We start from the raw sequence: 16381 nt of genomic DNA, 5'->3' as shown, positions 1-16381 counted from the left end.
TGTGCACGCCGACAGCGGGCTATAGGTGGCAAGTAAGGACGGGTGTCTTCCTAGTGGGGAGCATATCGGCTTGGATCGCGGTGAGTGGTTATGGATAATTTTGTAAGTGGCGACACTTCGGACAAACGCCCGCTCATCGACAAAATACCGGACATGCCGGCCATTCAACGAGTTACAGTAGCACGCAAGACTGTGCGCAATGTCTCGTGGAAGGCATCGGAGATATGCGACTTAAACGCCCTCAAGACGACGTTCGAGAACTGCGACTTCAGCTATTCCATCATTGACGGTGGCTACTTTCGCGATGCCGTGTTCCGCAATTGCCGCTTCTCCGGCACCAAGTTTTTCGATTGCAATTTCAAAAGCGCCAATTTCTACAAATGCGACTTCAGTTTCGCGCGCTTCAGCACTTGCCTGATCGATACAGCCGAGATCATCGCATCGCTGCCGGATCAGCCGAACATTCGACGGGAATCCTTGCAGAATCTCAAGGCCAACGCAGTTGAAGCTGGCGACTTCGCGAGCCTAGGTCTCCTGACCCTACAGGAAATCGAGGCTGCACAACGTCACTACAGGTATGCCCTCAGGGGTTACGACAGCTACTACAGAAACAAGTATCCAAACATGCTTTCCAAGGCACGTGCCTGCGGGAACCTGGTAGGGCTGTGGTTGGGTGGACTTATATGGGGCCACGGAGAACGGCCTTGGCGGCTTGCAGCAAGCTGCTTCGCGATACTTTGTTTTCTCGCTCTCGTAAATTTCTGGAGCCTCTTGCCGCGTGTTTCTTGGAGCGAAACAGAGAAGGGGCTGGCCTCGCTCGACTATGTTTTCAGGCTTTTCCTTGATCTCAATCCTAACCCGACGTTCGCTGGCTTCACGGCGGTCGATTTCGCGATCGTGGCGATAGGTACATTTACATCGGGCTCTTCATATCAGTCCTTTACAAGTCGATCTCCCACAGATGAACGGCGGAACTTTGCTCGCATCATATGTTTTTGGATCTGTTGGCAGAGGTCAGGCGGACCATCTCAGCGATCTCGACATTCTTGCCGTGGTCGAAAACGCCAAAGGTAAGGTCCCCGAGAACGTTGTACTGGCAACCGTGCCGGCTACGCTCCGTCGTATGAAATCTTCGATCTCATGGTACGGCGAAAACCGACTGCGTGAAATGTTCGCCAATGGTGAGCTTTTTGCCTGGCATCTCCATCGCGAGACGCGTCCGCTTTTCGATCCTCAAGGGTTCTTGGCCAAAATTGGCACCCCATCGCCTTACAGAGACACGGAGAGGGACGTCGCATCGTTCATCAAGGTTATGCGTGAGATACCCGCACAGATCGCCGTCAACCAAGGCAATGCGATCTATGAGGCCGGCCTGATCTACGTGTGTCTCCGCAATATTGCCATGTCTGCTTCTTGGGACCTCTGTGACGCGCCTGATTTTTCCAGGTATTCCATCTTCAATCTTGGAGGGGTGCCGCGTTGTCCGTTGTCCCAGGTCGAGTTTGAGCAGGCGATGTTTTGCCGGATGGCGGGACAGCGGGGCGCGCCGCCACCGGACGGTGTTGACGCGGCGTTCGTTATTGACGTGCACTCCCGCGTTTGGCCATGGTTGGAAGTGTTGAGCGAGAGGTTATCGGGAGTCGGAACGAGTGGATAATCAAACAAGACGGACCCGCTTCGAATCTCGAATTAAAATAGAGCGCGAGTTCCTGTCGGTGGTAAACGCCGTTTTCGGTCAAGGTTGTCCTTTATCCGGAATGACCGGTGACGCAATTAATCACTGGGAAAAGCGGGCTAGCGCTCACGCGCAAGGTCGGAGCGTTGAGGGGATAGCGGCTCTTCTTAGAGAAGCGTCGGCCAGAGCGGAACTTATGGCAGACGACAGTAAAGATGTATTCGAACCGGATCGGCGGGAGCTGAATTCCCTTGCGAGCGTTCACGATCTTCTAGTCCAAGAGCTGTCCTTTTTTCAGCGGAAACCCGTTGAATGCAGGTGAGTAGCGAGACTGTCGCGGTTTTTCTCGGCTGAGAGTTGGGTCGGAGGCCGTAGGTAGACGGCATGCTACCGCTCGAACTGTTCGGTCGCCGTGGCTACGGCAAGCTTCTCGGCTGGTCGACACGGGCGAAGCAGGTGTCTTCAGCAGTCGCAGCGTTTGTCATGTCGGCATTAATGGCAGGCTTCGGGATTTTGCCTTCTATCTGGACTATCGTCATCGTCGCACTGGTCGGCAGGGGACACTGGCAGCCATACCGGTCGTCTTGATGCTCAGGTGTCGAGGAACTGCATCAAATCGATCAACGGCTTGAACCTGACGAGAAAGTATGCAGCTTGATCGCCCATAGATTGCCAACCGCATCATAAATTCGTTGCTCGCGGGAATGGTGCAACGGACACCACTACTCGGATGGTTTGAATGGACTCTGACGAAATCGTTTCTCTGACCGGCTCGGTTTTCACTTATAACTACAAGGAGCTTCCAACTCGTTGCTCGATAGTGAGATTCAAAATTATATCAGCCGAACGCGTGATCTACTTGATCCCATCGCGCGTGTTTTTGAAGACGTTCACAACACCGAATGGTTTATTCGAAGCTATATCGCACTGAAATACGTGTTGGGCTCTACGGTGCTTGCCAACTCTGCTGAGTATGCCGAAGAACGAAACTTACAGGTGACGCTGCCATATCTCCGATACTACACGATTTTAAACTGTAGTCGCGCATTTCTTCTGACCCTTCCCTGCCTTGATTGGCGGGGTGAAAAGACAATTGAAATGACGCACAGCAATATCCTCAACCTGACTGGCGACAAGCTAAAACGGCCCGGCCAGCGTCACGAAGATACGGTGAAACCGAGGCTGCTCGCCGCTAAAGACCAACGGGAATTGTTTTCCTACAGATTCCCGTCAACGGCATTGCGCATATTCGGTGATGACATTGTATCCGTTGAAGAGGCGATAGATATCGTCCGCGTTCTGACGGATTTGGCGCAAATCAATCTCGCCTGCCTCGAAAGTCGGGTAAACAGGTATCATCCCCAAAGAAAGTTCGCTCTGCTCGATATCGATGACATGTGGCATACCATGCAATACGATGGGTGTCACCGCATCTCTCATCGATGATGAGGATTACAGCAGGGTTGCGTATTTCGGTCGGAAGTACACAGGCCCCGCGTCCCTCGGAGCCCTAGCCATGGATGGACTTGTCGACGAGTTCTTTAGCGCGTGGTCTCCAGTGGATGACATTGATCGTCAGGTCGCCTTCAATGCCGATCGGCAATGGAATCTGTTGCTAGATGTATGATGATAGCCTGATGGGTTTCATCGAAGTAATGTTCTCAGAATACCATGGTAAAGGACATTACCATGGATATTCAATGTGATGAGTTCTTCAAAAATCTGCAGGTCGAGAGTCCGTATACGTTCAAGACCGCAGATTCAAATCCTGCCTCGCAACCAATTCCAACATAACGATCCTGAGGATTTTGGCGAACATCGCCGTGCCCTCGCGAAGGTTTTGGCAAGCGTCGAGCAGATTCCGCTTTAGGTCCGCCGGTTTCTTGACACCTACGCCGACTGGAAACTGCGTCATTGCCGCACGATCGCCATCGCTTCGTCGGCCGATTTGGCCGTCGGCACAAGGATCAATTGACCACCCGATCTGACGGTCACGGGCCGGGGATCGGTCGAGCCGGCCGCCGTCACGAACTGCTCAACGATCGCTGGCTTGAGAGAAGGGTCGGCACAGTCTTTGATCAGGACAGCGTCGAGCATGGCGTGTCCTTGGGCATCAGGTGTTGAAGGAAAGAACAACCGGTTTTGCGAACAGCTTCGCCCAGGCCGCGGTGCTGGCACGCTGGACGGCGACGATGGACGTCCCTTTGGTCCACCAGCCGTTGCCGGCAGCCACGATCAGATCCGGATCACTGAGCATCGATTGCAGCACCGGCCAGACGATCAGTTGCTCATAGCAGATCAGTGGTGCGGCCCGACTGGCGCCGAGAGTGACGATCGGGTTCGCAAAGAAGTGCGCCCGCGCACCGCCGCTTTCTTCCAAAAGCGCCCGCCACGGCTGCCACATCGAGCCTGGCACCGGCATCCGCTCCCTGTAGAGGATCTGACCGCCCTGGGCAGACAGCGTGATGAGCACGTTGTCGTATCCGCGTGCGTCGACGACCGCGGCACCCGCGACGATCGTGATATCCCGCCCCTCCAGCGACCGCGTCCACAGCCGTTCGACCGTCAGCGTCCAGAAACCCAAGGTGCTCTCGGGAAGGACAATGTAGCGGGCGTCCCCCGCTGCTCGGTTCCTCACCGTGGCAATCAGGTCACGGTGACGCTGCATGCTGGCGTCCCGCCCAAGTGAAGCACCCATTTCGAGATCGACGCCCTGCCACGCTTGCGGTACCGTCGGATCGGTCCACAACGCGGCGGACCAGAGCCAAAAGCTTCCGAGGACGATAGTGAGAGCCGAGGATAGACGGGAAACGAGGCCCGCAAGGCCGGCTGTCATGGCAGCCAGTCCCCACCATCCCCACTCTGGAAAGAGCACGCCGGCCGCCGTGATAGGATGTGCCCATCCGGTAATGCCGAGGGGCGGAACCGCCATAAGGACGGCCGCCAGCATATAGCGGAACGGACGGCTGCCGGGATCCTTCGTCCAAAGCAGCGCGTGTACTGTGACAAAGCTCGAAGAGGCCGCCATCAAAAGCAGCAGTCCCGGCCAGAGATCCGATGCATAGAAGGTCGCCGCACCTTGTGGCAGACCACGTGACGCCCCCAGAAAGTAGCCGACCGAGATGAGCGTTGCCGTCGACCTCGTTCGAGCCAGCGACCAGAGAACAGGGAATCCCAGCGCCACCGGCAGCAGCAAACATGGCCGCTCCATGCTAGCGTGCCGACGATGATTGACGCGACGATGAGCAGCGTTGGCTGGCGCCAATCACGGCGCATAGGTCAGCACCCCCTGCGCCAGACCGAGAACGCGCGAAGCCGGCACAGGCCCGAAATAGCGGGAATCATAGGAGCCAACGAACGAGGAATGCAGGAACACATGTCCGTGCGGCACGACGCCCCCTGGAAAAGGCCTCAGCGGCCGACCTTGTCCGTCACGCTCTGCCAGAGCGGAAGAAGGAAGCGCACGCCCATCGATTGTCACCTCGGCGCCGATTTTGACATACTGCCCAGCGACGGCGACGACCGTCTTGATGAGCGGCGCGACACCGCCCGGGCAAAGACCGGAGCGGAGATATCCCCGCGCTCTCGCCTCCGGCATGCCGGCCTTCTCGGCGGGGCAGATAAACAGCAAATCTCCGACGCCCGGCGGACGATGCAGCGGAACAATGCGCCAGAGACCGAGAGCCTCGCTCGGAGTCTGATTAATCCGATAGCCGCCCAGGAAGCCACTTACTGCGATCAGGACGATGGCGGCCGCGGCCACCGACAGAATGCTAGCCGTTCGCCTCCGTCGCGAGATGATCGGTGGACGTTTTTCAGCTCCAGCCGTCATTTCAGGGTCAGTCCTTGGCTCTTCGTCTGCCGCATCGTTTCCGCCTGCTTCAGCGCCTCGCTCGTGCGTTCATGTGCTGCAAGTTGCTGCACCGTTCGCATCGAACTCCAGGCGGATTGCACCTCCACCTTCTGCCCTGCGGACATGCCGGCCGTCACCGACCGGAACGCCTGTCCGCCCGTGTCCTTGGCGGCAAGAGGCAAGAAGGTCCGTTTGCCGAAACGCTTCGAAACGGCTCTGGCAAATCCTTCGAGCTCCGCTTTTACCATCTTGTCGGCAAGCGCGTATTCGAGCCCTGCCGGAAGATCGTTTCGGTCGATGGCGTCTCGGACACGCTCGAGCGTCTGCTTTGCCGCCGGCGACAGAGCCGGGATGTCGACGGCCGCCTTCAGGCGAATGGCGCGTTCTTCGATTTCATACTTGCGTTCCGCCACCGTCCTGTGGCGCAGATAGCGTTCCAGATTCCGCGCCAGCGCGGGCGCGTTGGCGACGGCTCGTTCACGGGTCTGCTTGTCCGCGCGGCTGGCGAGGATGCCGGTCTTGCCTTTCAGCGCGCCAAACGTTTCCGGCTCCGAACCGATCCTGGATATTGTGGATTTTGCGGCAGCTTCGTCCTTCAGCATCGCGTCGACACTGGCGGCTTTGAACGCCGCTTCCGGCTTGGCATAGACAAGATGGAAACGTGCCGAGACTTCCTGCCATTGCTTCATCAAGCCGGGGTCGGCGGCAAGCCTGTCCTCGACAGCCTGCTCGAGAGACTTCGCGAAGGTGACGATGCCGGACACCATAGGTTTCGGCTCCTTGATGTTGCGCGGTTGAGAGGTCCTGGCTGCGGCGGCGGACAAACCGAGCTTTCTGGCGATCGCCGCGAGACGTCCGCCGAGCTCGGCGTACCTCGCTTTCTGTCGCACGGTCCATTCAAGCCGATCGCGAACGAGCGTTCGGGCGACATTGACGAGGTGGAACCCCCGGGCCTCGGCAAAGCGGAGCGCCTGGCGGTACAAGCTGCCGTTCGCATAATCGAGCGTGGTTTCTTTGGCGTTTTTGCGCGACAGGATCGGAATCAGGCCGCCGGCCTTGGGGAAGGATCTTCGCCCATAATACACGACAAGATCCTCGCGATGACGTGTCATGGCGACGTAAGCGAGATGGCGGTCGAGCGACAAGGACGCCAGCACCTTCACCCGATCGACGGTGGCACCCTGGCTCTTGTGAATCGTGGTGGCATAGCCGTGATCGACGTTGTTGTAGAAGCGGCTCTCGACCGTGACCCGACGCCGGTGTTCGGCTTCTCCGACTTCGGCAACGATGCGGCCGGGCGCTGCGTCGACGACCTTCGCCAACATGCCGTTCTTGACCCCGAGCGCGCCCTCGTTCTTCAGGAAGACGATCTGGTCGCCAGCGGCGAACTCGCGGCTGCCGTCCTCGGTCCTGAAGGCAAATCCCTTGTCGATGATGCCGCGCTCGACGAGCTTTGCGCGCGCCATCTCGTTGAGCATGCGAACGTCGCGACGCAGATGAGCGAGGATCAGCGAAGTTTTGGCTGGATCGTGGTCGCGGTTCCAATCGGCGATCAGCGCCTGCACCGCCTCGGCCTTGAACTCCGGGCCACTGACGTGCCCATGTGCGCGATAGGCTTCGACGGCTTTGCCGATCTCACCACGGGCGAGGTCGTGTGAAGCGTCGCGCATCCACTGTTCGCGTTGGCGATAAATGGTTTCGAGCTCGGCATAACCGATGCGATCGGCGATGGCGCGGAACGCGGCTCCGGCCTCAACCGGTTGGAGCTGTTGCGGATCGCCGATGAGCACGAGCTTGGCGCCGGCCTTCGTTGCCGTTTCGACGACCAGCGCCATCTGTCTGGACGAGACCATTCCGGCCTCATCAAGCACGAAGACGGTCTTGTCGTCGATCAGATCACAGCCCTCGTTCCAGCGAAGCTCCCACGACGACAGCGTGCGGGACAGAATGCCAGCTTCCTTCTCCAGGCCCTCGGCGGCTTTGCCGGCAAGCGCGCCACCTACAACGCGGTAGCCGGCGGCCTCCCAGGCCTCTCGGGCCGCCTTCATCATCGTCGTCTTGCCGGCGCCGGCGCGGCCGATCACAGCGGCGATCCGCTCTCCGCTGGCAATGTGCGCAATCGCGGTCTTCTGCTCTTGCGAAAGGCGGGAATGACGGGAGAACGTTGCTTCCAGCACGGCGTCTCGAACGCCATGGGACGATCGTTGAGAGAGCCAGCTTGCCCGGTTGGCCATTTCCGCTTCGAGCCGGATCAGCTCCCGCGTCGTGTATTTCGCCGGTGCACGAAGCCCGCTTGCAAAATCAATCCGCTCGCGCTCGAGGCGGAGCGTTTCAGGGCTCTGCAGGATTCTCGCCATCACGCTTTGGAACCGGCCGGCATCGTCGAAATAGCGGTGCAGGATCCTGGCGATATCGCGCTCGTCGAAGACGCTTTTCTCGCGGGTGATCAGGTCGAGCACGATCTCCTGACGTCGCTGGATGCGGCGCGCGTTTTCGGCTCGACGCTCTTCCTGCAGCTCCAGCCGTTCCAGCGAAATATCGCGGTCGGCTTCCGCTGATTTCCGTTCGATGGCCTTGGCCCCGACGCCGAGATGAATGATCGGCGTGAGCTCGATCCCCTGCTTCTCGAAGGACCGGCCGTCGACCCGTAGATCGAGGCCGGCCAGTAACAGATGCGTGTTCTGGCAGGCGAACCAGCCATCGCGAAAGGCACTGAAGTCGGCGGCGCTGCCGGCCCAAAGTTCGTAGACGATCTTGCCGGCATCGTTGCGGATCGGATTGCCGTCGGGCCCGAGGACGGCAATCTTCTTGGCCCCGAATCCATCTTCGGTGAGCGGTCGCAGCGTTGTCATCAGGTGCACATGCGGATTGCCGGGTGCATCGTGGTAGACCCAGTCGGCAACCATGCCTTTCGAGGTGACGTGGCGTTCGACGAAATCCCGCATCAGCGCGATGTTCTGCTCCGTCGAAAGTTCGATTGGCAGCGCGATCGTGATGTCCTTGGCGAGTTGCGCATCGGCGCGTTTCTCGCAACCCTCGACTTTGTTCCAGAAGGCTTCGGACGCGTCAGAGACCGGTTGATCGGCGATCATCGCCCGCAGCCACTGCGGTGCATCAGCCGGGACGACGAACTCTTCGTGCAAGAGCCCCTGCTTGCGGGTGTAGTCGATCGTCCGGCCTTCCCGCTCGAACCCCATTTTGGCGCAGTGCCGATAAGCCGCCGACAGCACCGCGCTGCGGCCGGAGCCGCGAGCGACGATGCTGACGGAGAAATGAGGGACGGGCACGGCGGAGTTTTTCCCGGTTACGAGCGAATCAACGTGTTCGACAGGGGAGATCGGCCCGCCAGGCGCCCTCAAGAAGAACGTCGCGCCAGCGACGTATAATTGCGCCCTTGGATGCCGCTCTCATCGAGCGGCCGGGATCATCCGCGAAGGCATCGCCCTTGGCGATTGTATGATTCACAGTAGTGCGTTCCGCACTCAGCTCCGGAAGGTTGGGTTCGAAAGACAGGCTTTCGCACCAAAAGGAGACGTCGAAATGAAAAAACCCTCTATTAAAATTCGCGACGAAATCGCCAAGCTCCAGGAGCAGCTCAAGCTCGCCGAGACCCGCGAGGCCGAGCGCATCGGCCGGATCGCACTCAAGGCCGGGCTTGGCGAGATCGAGGTTGAGGAGGCCGAGCTTCAGGCGGCGTTCGAGGATCTGGCGAAACGCTTTCGCGGAGGCGAGGCCCGTTCGACCGGAGGGAAGAGGGCAGCCGGTGCCGGAGAGAGCAACAGGCTCTCCGCGCAGAACACGCCTGGCGCGGCTCAGGGCGGGGCTGGCGAGGCTTGAGCGGATGCGACGAACCGCGACATCCGACGCCCGCAAGAAGGATACGCGAGAAAAGATCGAACTCGGCGGACTGATCGTCAAGGCGGGGCTGCGCTACGAAAAGCGGGCGCTGCTGCTTGGGCTCCTTATCGACGCCAACCGGCGGCTGAAGGGAGACGAGCAGGAGCGCTCCCGGCTAACGGCGATCGGTGCAGAGGCTTTCGGTGAGAGCGATGACTAGGATCCTGCTTTTCCTTGCGCCCTGCGCCTTGATGGTCGTCGCGGCCGTGGGCATGACCGGGATCGAACAATGGCTTTCCGCGTTAGGCAACACGGATGCCGCACGGCAGACGCTCGGCCGCGCCGGCATCGCTTTGCCCTATGTCGTCGTGTCGCTCGTCGGCATCTCCTTCCTGTTCGCGAGCGCGGGCTCGATGAGGATCAGGACGGTTGGACGGGGCGTCGTTGCTGGTGCGATAGCGACGCTCCTCATCGCAGCCATACGCGAGGCAATGAGGCTCTCCGCATTCGCCGAACAGGTCCCGGCCGGCAAGTCCATTTTCAACTATCTCGATCCCGCGACTTCGATCGGGGTCGCCACCACGCTGATGTCGGCGCTGTTCGGCGTGCGGGTAGCGATTGCCGGCAACGCCGCCTTCGCGAAGGCCGAGCCGAAGCGCATCTACGGCAAGCGGGCTCTACACGGTGAGGCCGACTGGATGAAGCTGTCGCAAGCCGGAACGCTGTTTCCCGAGAGCGGCGGCATCGTCATCGGCGAGCGCTACCGTGTCGACAGGGACAGTGTCGCGGCACAATCGTTTCGCGCCGACAGCGCCGAAACGTGGGGAGCAGGCGGCAAGTCGCCCCTGCTTTGCTTCGACGGCTCGTTCGGCTCATCGCATGGCATTGTCTTCGCCGGTTCCGGCGGCTTCAAGACGACGTCAGTCACGATCCCGACGGCGCTCAAATGGGGTGGCGCGCTCGTCGTTCTCGATCCGTCAAACGAGGTGGCGCCGATGGTGTCGAACCACCGTGCCGCCGCCAACCGCGACGTCTTCGTCCTTGATCCGAAACACTCCGAGATTGGTTTCAACGCGCTCGACTGGATCGGCCGCTTCGGCGGAGCGAAAGAAGAGGATATCGCCTCCGTCGCATCGTGGATCATGGGCGACAGCGGTGGCGCGCGTGGTGTCCGCGAAGACTTCTTTCGCGCCTCGGCTCTGCAACTGCTGACAGCGCTCATGGCTGACGTCTGTCTCTCCGGCCACACCGCGGAAAACGACCAGACGCTGCGGCAGGTTCGAAGAATCTCTCCGAGCCGGAACCCAAGTTGCGCGAACGCCTGCAGTCGATCTACGACAATTCGGACTCGGATTTCGTGAAGGAAAATGTCGCGGCCTTCGTGAACATGACGCCGGAAACCTTTTCGGGCGTCTATGCCAATGCGGTCAAGGAAACGCACTGGCTGTCCTACCCGAACTATGCCGCCCTGGTCTCGGGAACGACCTTCACGACGAGCGATCTTGCCGGAGGAAAGACGGACGTCTTCATCAACGTCGATCTCAAGACACTGGAGACGCATTCGGGCCTGGCGCGCGTCATCATCGGCTCGTTTCTGAACGCGATCTACAACCGCGATGGCGCGATGCAGGGGAGGGCGCTCTTCCTGCTTGATGAGGTGGCGCGCCTTGGTTACATGCGGATCCTAGAGACCGCCCGGGACGCCGGTCGTAAGTATGGGATCACGCTAACCATGATCTACCAGTCGATCGGCCAGATGCGCGAGACCTATGGCGGACGGGACGCGGCGAGCAAATGGTTCGAGAGCGCCAGCTGGATTTCCTTCGCCGCGATCAACGATCCGGAGACTGCCGATTACATTTCCCGCCGATGCGGCACGACTACGGTCGAGATCGATCAGGTCAGCCGCAGCTTACAGTCGAAGGGGTCATCGCGCACGCGCTCGAAGCAACTTGCAGCTAGACCGCTGATTCAGCCGCATGAGGTGCTGCGCATGCGTGCCGACGAACAGATCGTTTTCACCGCAGGAAACGCGCCGCTCAGATGCGGGCGCGCGATATGGTTTCGGCGTGACGATATGAGGAGGTGCGTGGACACGAGCCGGTTTTCCCAAGCCGAGAACCACGCAGCGAGGTTGCCTGATCGGCCGACGCCCAGTGCAACGAGCAGGGTCGATCCGGAGAAATGAAGAGCATCGGAGAAATCAGCATAGATGGGGTAATCGGCTTCGTGCCCCATCTTCGCCGACGGGACGGGAGGTGCTGCGCTCCGAGCTGATGATAAAACGTGGTCTGTTCGTAACAGCCACAAGCATCAGAAAGAGGAAGCGCAGCCATGCAACATTACGCCGGCCTCGACGTCTCTGTCAAAGAAACGAGCGTCTGTATTGTCGATGCAAGCGGAAGGACCTGCCAAGAGAAAAAGGTGGTGTCTCACCCGGAAGATTTAGTCACTATCCTGAGCGATCCCGCACTCAGCTTGGAGCGTATTGGCCTGGAGCGGGACCAATGTCCCAATGGCTTTTCGACGGACTGGCGAAGGCCGGCCTCCCCGTATTCTGCATCGAGACGCGTCATACGAAGGGCTTCCTAAAAGCTTCGCAAACGAACAAAAGTGACCGCAACGACGCTCGCGGCATTGCGCACATGATGCGGGTCGGTCTTTTCAAGAATGTGCACGTGAAGACGCTCACAAGCCAGAAGCGTCGTGCCCTGCTGACGGCTCGCTCGCTGCTGCAGGAAAAGGCGATCGCGCTCGAGAACGATATGCGTGGGCTCCTGCGCAACTTCGGGCTTAAGGTCGGCGTGGTGTCCGCTGGGACGTTCGAGGAGAAGGTACGCGAGCTCGTTGAGGCGGACGCCGATCTGCTGGAGATCATGGAGCCTTTGCTCGCTGGACGGCGCAAACTGCGCGAGGAATTCGCCAAACTGGACAAGAAGGTTGTCCAGGAGGCGAAGCGTGATCAAGTTTGCAAGCGCCTGATGACAGTGCCCGGGGTTGGGCCAGTTGTCTCGTTAGCCTATGTCGCGACGATCGGCATTCCCAGCCGGTTCCACAATTCGCGGTCGGTGGGAGCCGCTCTAGGCCTCACGCCGGTGCTCAACCAGTCCGGCGAAAGCAAAAGGATCGGCCATATCTCCCTATGCGGAGACGCGATGATGCGATCGCTTTTATATGAGGCGGCGCAGACGATGCTGACACGTTTGGTGAAATGGTGCTGGCTAAAAGCATGGGCAATGAACATTGCCAGGCGGCATGGCAGAAAGAAAGCCAACGTTGCATTGGCGCGCAGACTTGCGGTGGTGATGCATCGAATGTGGGTAGACGGCACAGAAATTCCGATGGACGCGGGAAGCGGCCGGCCCCATGCCCGCGTAAGAAAGTTGGGTCTCACGAAATCAGGGAAAGCATATTCAAAGTTCCGCCTCGCGGCGGAAGACGTCCTTCGCGGACGATGGTGATGTGAGTTCGTGGGCGGCGCTATACCGATGATGACACGTCATCAGGTTGCAGCATAGATTGGACCACTTCATCTACTGAACCCCATGGTGGGAGGGCTGATTGCCGATCCCGGAGAGAAGCACGGGCCGCGAAGAAACGTCGAACGCCGCACCAAGTGGAAAGCTCGAAATGCACTTGACCTCGACCCGCCGATTAGAGACGCGGCCACCCAAGGGGAGGGATTTCGGGAATTCTCGTCGTGCAAGGAGCGGGAAAGAGCGCTGCCGCAGGAGCCTCAACTGAGTTACCCGAAGGGGAGGCGGGACCGACTGCGCCGCGCCCCTCGCACACCACCTGAAGATTGTATGTCCGTCAAGACAGATAAAACCGAGTCCGGAACAAGTTGAGCCAAACTGAAGAGGATAGGCCAAGTGGCGAAATCGAATGTTATTCCGTTCAGAAGCGCGCGGAAGTCCGGCAGCAGGAACGATCGAAATCGCCCACAGTGCAAATCGCCCCGATCGGGAAAGACCGGCCCGCGCACATCGCTGACAGCAGCCATCTAAGCCATCATCATTGCTGCGGGAGGATGGCTTGCCTTCGGCGGCGCCGGCGATCTCTCGGGGTCCTCGCTCTGACCAAAATACCTCCAACGGATACGTCGTCCGCCGTGCGTTGTGCGACGACACGCGAATGAACTGCGTCCTCGATGGCGACACCTTCTGGTTCAAGGGAGAGAAGATCCGCATCGCGGATATAGACACGCCGGAGCTCAGCCCGCCGCGCTGCGAGGCGGAACGGATCAAAGGCGAGGCGGCGAAAGCACGCCTGCTGGCGCTGCTCAACGCCGGAAAATTCTTGCTGTCGGCCGGTTGGCGCGACGAGGACGAATATGGCCGCAAAACTCCGTACCGTCACGCGAGGAGGGCGCTCGCTCGGAGACAGTCTCATCGATGAAGGCCTCGCCCGGCGCTGGGACGGCGCAAGATATGGATGGTGCGCCTAAGACGTCGCGGGAGGATCGTCACCGGATGGCCAAAACCGCGCTCGCGGTTTGTTGAGCGCAGCGAGTAGAGCCGTACGCCGCAGGCGTCCCGCCCAAAAAATCCCTGAGGAGGCTTTGCTTATCATCACCGATGTGAATCGATCCCTACCGAACGATTCATAAATGTCGTTGGACGCGATGGCCGGGATCGGCGACTCTGATCTCATGATCTCGCAGCCCTACCACCTCTATGTCGAACGCACGGATGCGGCAAAGAACATGGCGCGCTACTACGCCATGTCGATCGAGCCGAACCTGTTCGGGGATATTTGCCTGCTCAGGACGTGGGGTCGCATTGGCGCAAAGGGTCAGACGATGATCCATCATTTCGGGCGGGAAGAGGAAGCGGTAGAACTGTTTCTCGGTCTGCTACGACAGAAGCGAAATCGCGGCTATCGCCCGCGCGCCTCCGTGCCGACATGAGAAAGGCTCGCTAATCGGGCCATGACGCCTCATCGGCGCCGCTTCCAGGCGAAGAAGACCTCGATTTCGACCAACAACGGAACCTTGACGGCGACGTTCAGTCCGAGCTTCCCTTGCGGAAGAGGTGGCTGATCACCTTGCCGCCAGTGCGGAGCCGGCGGCCGGTGGCGCCGAGGAATCGAGCGAAACCGGAAAGCTTGGTCTGGAGCGCAAGGTCCTGGTCAGATGTCATAGTGTGATCTCCTTTGTCTGATGACGGAGATCGGCCACTCCAGCGCAAAGAGGGGGCAAGGATCGCGAAGCGACTTGCAAGCGGGAGAACCGATATCCCAGAGGCGCCGAGGTTGTTGGAGTAGAATAGGACGTCGCAGAGAAGAGACCCGCGGAGCCGAAGGCGACGCGACCATATCCAGCGCCAGCCGCCGGCGAGTGTAGAGGGGTGAAATCCATGACAGCCGGTAGGCCGGTCGACCCCGCGGCCCGGCTTATGTAACAGCCCAAAAGAGCCGGCTCAGACGGTCGGCCCTACTTCCATCGCACCCTCCTGTTCGGCCAGCGTCACGACCAGGTTTGCTTGGGCGAGCTCAAGCTCAGCCTCGATCTGGTGGCGCTCGATGGCATCGCAGGCGCTCTTGAGCTCGGCCCGCAGTTCTTCGATGTGCTGTTCGACGGTCGTTGTCTCATCTCCTTGAGTTCATGAAAGACGAGGCCGCAGGGCAGGAAGAGATGACGGGGTCAAGGAGCGTGGAAGCGACCGGCGGAGCCGGCGCGTGGGGAGCCGATTTTGTTGGAGCGGAGGAAACCGGAGCGGAGACGAAATTGGGGGCACCGCTCGTCCTTGAGGCTGCCATTTCCTCGCGGCACGATAGCCTCATCTGAGCAGACAAATTCCGGTTCCGTATCGCACCGAAAAAGCCGGCCAGGCTCGATGCCTGCTTCCGCCTTGTCTTTGCAGCCAGATGGCCCCGCCTTGCAGGCGGGGCCTGGTCTGGGTCTCAGTCCCGGCTGGGGCGGGACCAGATCAGCTGGTAGCCGTCCTCGCCCTCGATCTCGGTGAGCGTTGCGTAGATCGGGGCCGGGAAGCTCGGGTCGTCGAGCTTGACCGAGAGGTAGTCGCGATCCGTCTGCTCGGAGCGCTTGTGCCAGGCGGCACCCAGCTCGACATTGCCCGCGTAGATGCGGAAGTGCGGGCCCTTGTCGGAGGGGTTCTCGATGCGGGCGATGCGGGCCTTCACGTTGAGGGCGAGCGTGCGGATCGAGCCGTTGAAGCCGGTTTCGGAGGTGGTGAAGGTGCCGATGGTTGCCATTGTCGTATTCCTTTCGCTGTTTCGGGGCCGCGCCCATCGCGGCCTCGATGGCTGTCGCAAGGATCGGGGACGATCGGTCCGCACCCGGAGGGCCGGAACAAGGTGGAGGGCGGCCAGAAGAAGCTTTGTTGTTCCCTCGAGGAATGAGCGCATCGCGCTCAGGGGAAGAAAGTTTTGGAAGGCCGTTGCGGGAAGACGATCGAGGCGAAGCCGGTCTCGATCAGACATGCCTCATCGAGCGCGCGAAGGACGTGGTCTGGCGCAGTGATCGAAGGAATATGGCGATTACAGCTGCTCTCCGACTGCCTGCCGGAATCATGCAACGGTGGGTCCGTTGCTCCGTCCACATGTCAAATCAAACGCCCCAGAACAGCTGAGCAGGGGGCATTGCGTGCCCATTCTTCGCGGTATCGTCGTGCCTCGCGATTCGTCGCCTGCAGGATCTACCGCCAGCAGACAAAGCCGTTTATCGTCGAAATCAAGCCGTGTCCGGAAGCTCAAGCCAATCCACCGGAAACCGCGACTTGGACCAAACTGGACCTTCCGGCCGATCCCAACACGCTCACCGCGACCAAGCTGGAAGAGTTGCCGGCCGTCGGCGAGACCAGCGACCGACTTTGAACAGCTTCACGCACGAACCGCTCCCCGGGGTGTTCCGCCTGCAGGCCATGCAGAAAGCTTGCGGCCCGTTGCGCATGTGCCGCCGCCTGGAATATCGCCGGTCTGTCGTCGGTCAGGACCTTCAGTAATCAGCAGCAGCTCATAATGTGGAGGAGCTCTATGTCGCCGTTTTTTTGCGG

The 16381-nt window shown here is 59.9% G+C and carries 12 protein-coding genes and 6 pseudogenes; 11 read left to right on the top strand and 7 right to left on the bottom strand.

The features are described from left to right. The first annotated feature begins 90 nt into the window (after positions 1 to 90). The 4 genes from N0Q91_RS00715 (at position 91) to N0Q91_RS00700 (ending at position 3121) form a co-directional block, all read left to right on the top strand. Entirely contained in the window at positions 91 to 1074 is a 984-nt protein-coding gene (locus N0Q91_RS00715) for a pentapeptide repeat-containing protein (protein ID WP_275596291.1), read from the top strand. Further along, the gene (locus N0Q91_RS00710; protein WP_375341853.1) at positions 962 to 1657 is read left to right on the top strand and encodes a nucleotidyltransferase domain-containing protein; all 696 of its coding nucleotides are present in this window, start codon (positions 962 to 964) and stop codon (positions 1655 to 1657) included. Before N0Q91_RS00715 ends, N0Q91_RS00710 begins: the two co-directional genes overlap by 113 nt. Before the next feature lie 402 nt (positions 1658 to 2059). Next, a complete protein-coding gene (locus N0Q91_RS00705; RefSeq protein WP_275596289.1) occupies positions 2060 to 2263 on the top strand; it encodes a hypothetical protein in 204 nt (67 codons plus the stop codon). Positions 2264 to 2485: 222 nt separating this feature from the next. Further along, positions 2486 to 3121 (top strand): hypothetical protein, encoded by a 636-nt coding sequence (locus tag N0Q91_RS00700; protein WP_275596288.1) that lies wholly within the window; start codon positions 2486 to 2488, stop codon positions 3119 to 3121. A 346-nt stretch (positions 3122 to 3467) separates the two neighbouring features. Here the strand turns inward: N0Q91_RS00700 and N0Q91_RS00695 are convergent. The 4 genes and pseudogenes from N0Q91_RS00695 to traA all read right to left on the bottom strand — a co-directional run. Beyond that, positions 3468 to 3772 (bottom strand): annotated as a pseudogene (locus N0Q91_RS00695) (lysozyme family protein); the annotation flags it as partial. A gap of 16 nt (positions 3773 to 3788) precedes the next feature. Next, positions 3789 to 4951: pseudogene (locus N0Q91_RS00690) on the bottom strand (carbon-nitrogen hydrolase family protein). After that, positions 4941 to 5507 carry a conjugative transfer signal peptidase TraF gene (gene traF / locus N0Q91_RS00685; RefSeq protein WP_275596287.1) on the bottom strand — a complete coding sequence of 189 codons (567 nt, stop codon included), beginning with the start codon at positions 5505 to 5507 and terminating at the stop codon, positions 4941 to 4943. Before traF ends, N0Q91_RS00690 begins: the two are co-directional and overlap by 11 nt. Beyond that, complete coding sequence (traA, locus tag N0Q91_RS00680) at positions 5504 to 8815, bottom strand: Ti-type conjugative transfer relaxase TraA (protein ID WP_275596286.1); 3312 nt, start codon at positions 8813 to 8815, stop codon at positions 5504 to 5506. Before traA ends, traF begins: the two co-directional genes overlap by 4 nt. A 253-nt stretch (positions 8816 to 9068) precedes the next feature. On the opposite strand from traA, the gene traC reads away from it, so the two are divergent. The 6 genes and pseudogenes from traC to N0Q91_RS00650 all read left to right on the top strand — a co-directional run bounded on the left by traC (position 9069) and on the right by N0Q91_RS00650 (position 14274). Then, entirely contained in the window at positions 9069 to 9365 is a 297-nt protein-coding gene (gene traC, locus N0Q91_RS00675; RefSeq protein ID WP_085026109.1) for a conjugal transfer protein TraC, read from the top strand. 4 nt (positions 9366 to 9369) lie between these two features. Then, positions 9370 to 9585, top strand: coding sequence for a type IV conjugative transfer system coupling protein TraD (traD, locus tag N0Q91_RS00670; RefSeq protein WP_275596285.1), 216 nt, complete (start codon positions 9370 to 9372; stop codon positions 9583 to 9585). Beyond that, a pseudogene (gene traG, locus N0Q91_RS00665) lies at positions 9578 to 11553 on the top strand (Ti-type conjugative transfer system protein TraG). Before traD ends, traG begins: the two are co-directional and overlap by 8 nt. Before the next feature lie 146 nt (positions 11554 to 11699). Continuing rightward, positions 11700 to 12743: pseudogene (locus N0Q91_RS00660) on the top strand (IS110 family RNA-guided transposase). A 632-nt stretch (positions 12744 to 13375) separates the two neighbouring features. Continuing rightward, a pseudogene (locus tag N0Q91_RS00655) lies at positions 13376 to 13812 on the top strand (thermonuclease family protein). Between the two features lie 204 nt (positions 13813 to 14016). Further along, positions 14017 to 14274: a WGR domain-containing protein gene (locus N0Q91_RS00650; protein WP_275596385.1), complete on the top strand. Its 258-nt coding sequence runs from the start codon at positions 14017 to 14019 to the stop codon at positions 14272 to 14274. A 97-nt stretch (positions 14275 to 14371) separates the two neighbouring features. On the opposite strand, the gene N0Q91_RS00645 is transcribed toward N0Q91_RS00650, so the two are convergent. After that, positions 14372 to 14506 carry a hypothetical protein gene (locus N0Q91_RS00645; RefSeq protein ID WP_275596284.1) on the bottom strand — a complete coding sequence of 45 codons (135 nt, stop codon included), beginning with the start codon at positions 14504 to 14506 and terminating at the stop codon, positions 14372 to 14374. A gap of 342 nt (positions 14507 to 14848) precedes the next feature. On the opposite strand from N0Q91_RS00645, the gene N0Q91_RS00640 reads away from it, so the two are divergent. Continuing rightward, positions 14849 to 14974, top strand: coding sequence for a hypothetical protein (locus tag N0Q91_RS00640; protein ID WP_275531997.1), 126 nt, complete (start codon positions 14849 to 14851; stop codon positions 14972 to 14974). Positions 14975 to 15269: 295 nt separating this feature from the next. On the opposite strand, the gene N0Q91_RS00635 is transcribed toward N0Q91_RS00640, so the two are convergent. Further along, on the bottom strand, positions 15270 to 15581 hold the full coding sequence (locus N0Q91_RS00635) for a DUF736 domain-containing protein (protein WP_085026105.1): 312 nt from the start codon (positions 15579 to 15581) through the stop codon (positions 15270 to 15272). 638 nt (positions 15582 to 16219) lie between these two features. Then, positions 16220 to 16327: pseudogene (locus N0Q91_RS00630) on the bottom strand (zincin-like metallopeptidase domain-containing protein); the annotation flags it as partial. Positions 16328 to 16381: the final 54 nt, after the last annotated feature.

It is taken from the genome of Sinorhizobium prairiense (assembly GCF_029201645.2).
Lineage (GTDB): Bacteria > Pseudomonadota > Alphaproteobacteria > Rhizobiales > Rhizobiaceae > Sinorhizobium > Sinorhizobium meliloti_A.
The sequence above is the reverse complement of the archived record's forward strand: the minus strand, read 5'-3'. Positions and strand labels throughout refer to the sequence as shown.

Coding starts and splice junctions, on each gene's coding strand:
- N0Q91_RS00715 (WP_275596291.1), top strand. CDS start 91: ATGGATAATTTTGTAAGTGGCGACACTTCGGACAAACGCCCGCTCATC.
- N0Q91_RS00710 (WP_375341853.1), top strand. CDS start 962: ATGAACGGCGGAACTTTGCTCGCATCATATGTTTTTGGATCTGTTGGC.
- N0Q91_RS00705 (WP_275596289.1), top strand. CDS start 2,060: ATGCTACCGCTCGAACTGTTCGGTCGCCGTGGCTACGGCAAGCTTCTC.
- traF (WP_275596287.1), bottom strand. CDS start 5,507: ATGACGGCTGGAGCTGAAAAACGTCCACCGATCATCTCGCGACGGAGG.
- traC (WP_085026109.1), top strand. CDS start 9,069: ATGAAAAAACCCTCTATTAAAATTCGCGACGAAATCGCCAAGCTCCAG.
- traD (WP_275596285.1), top strand. CDS start 9,370: ATGCGACGAACCGCGACATCCGACGCCCGCAAGAAGGATACGCGAGAA.
- N0Q91_RS00650 (WP_275596385.1), top strand. CDS start 14,017: ATGATCTCGCAGCCCTACCACCTCTATGTCGAACGCACGGATGCGGCA.
- N0Q91_RS00645 (WP_275596284.1), bottom strand. CDS start 14,506: ATGACATCTGACCAGGACCTTGCGCTCCAGACCAAGCTTTCCGGTTTC.
- N0Q91_RS00635 (WP_085026105.1), bottom strand. CDS start 15,581: ATGGCAACCATCGGCACCTTCACCACCTCCGAAACCGGCTTCAACGGC.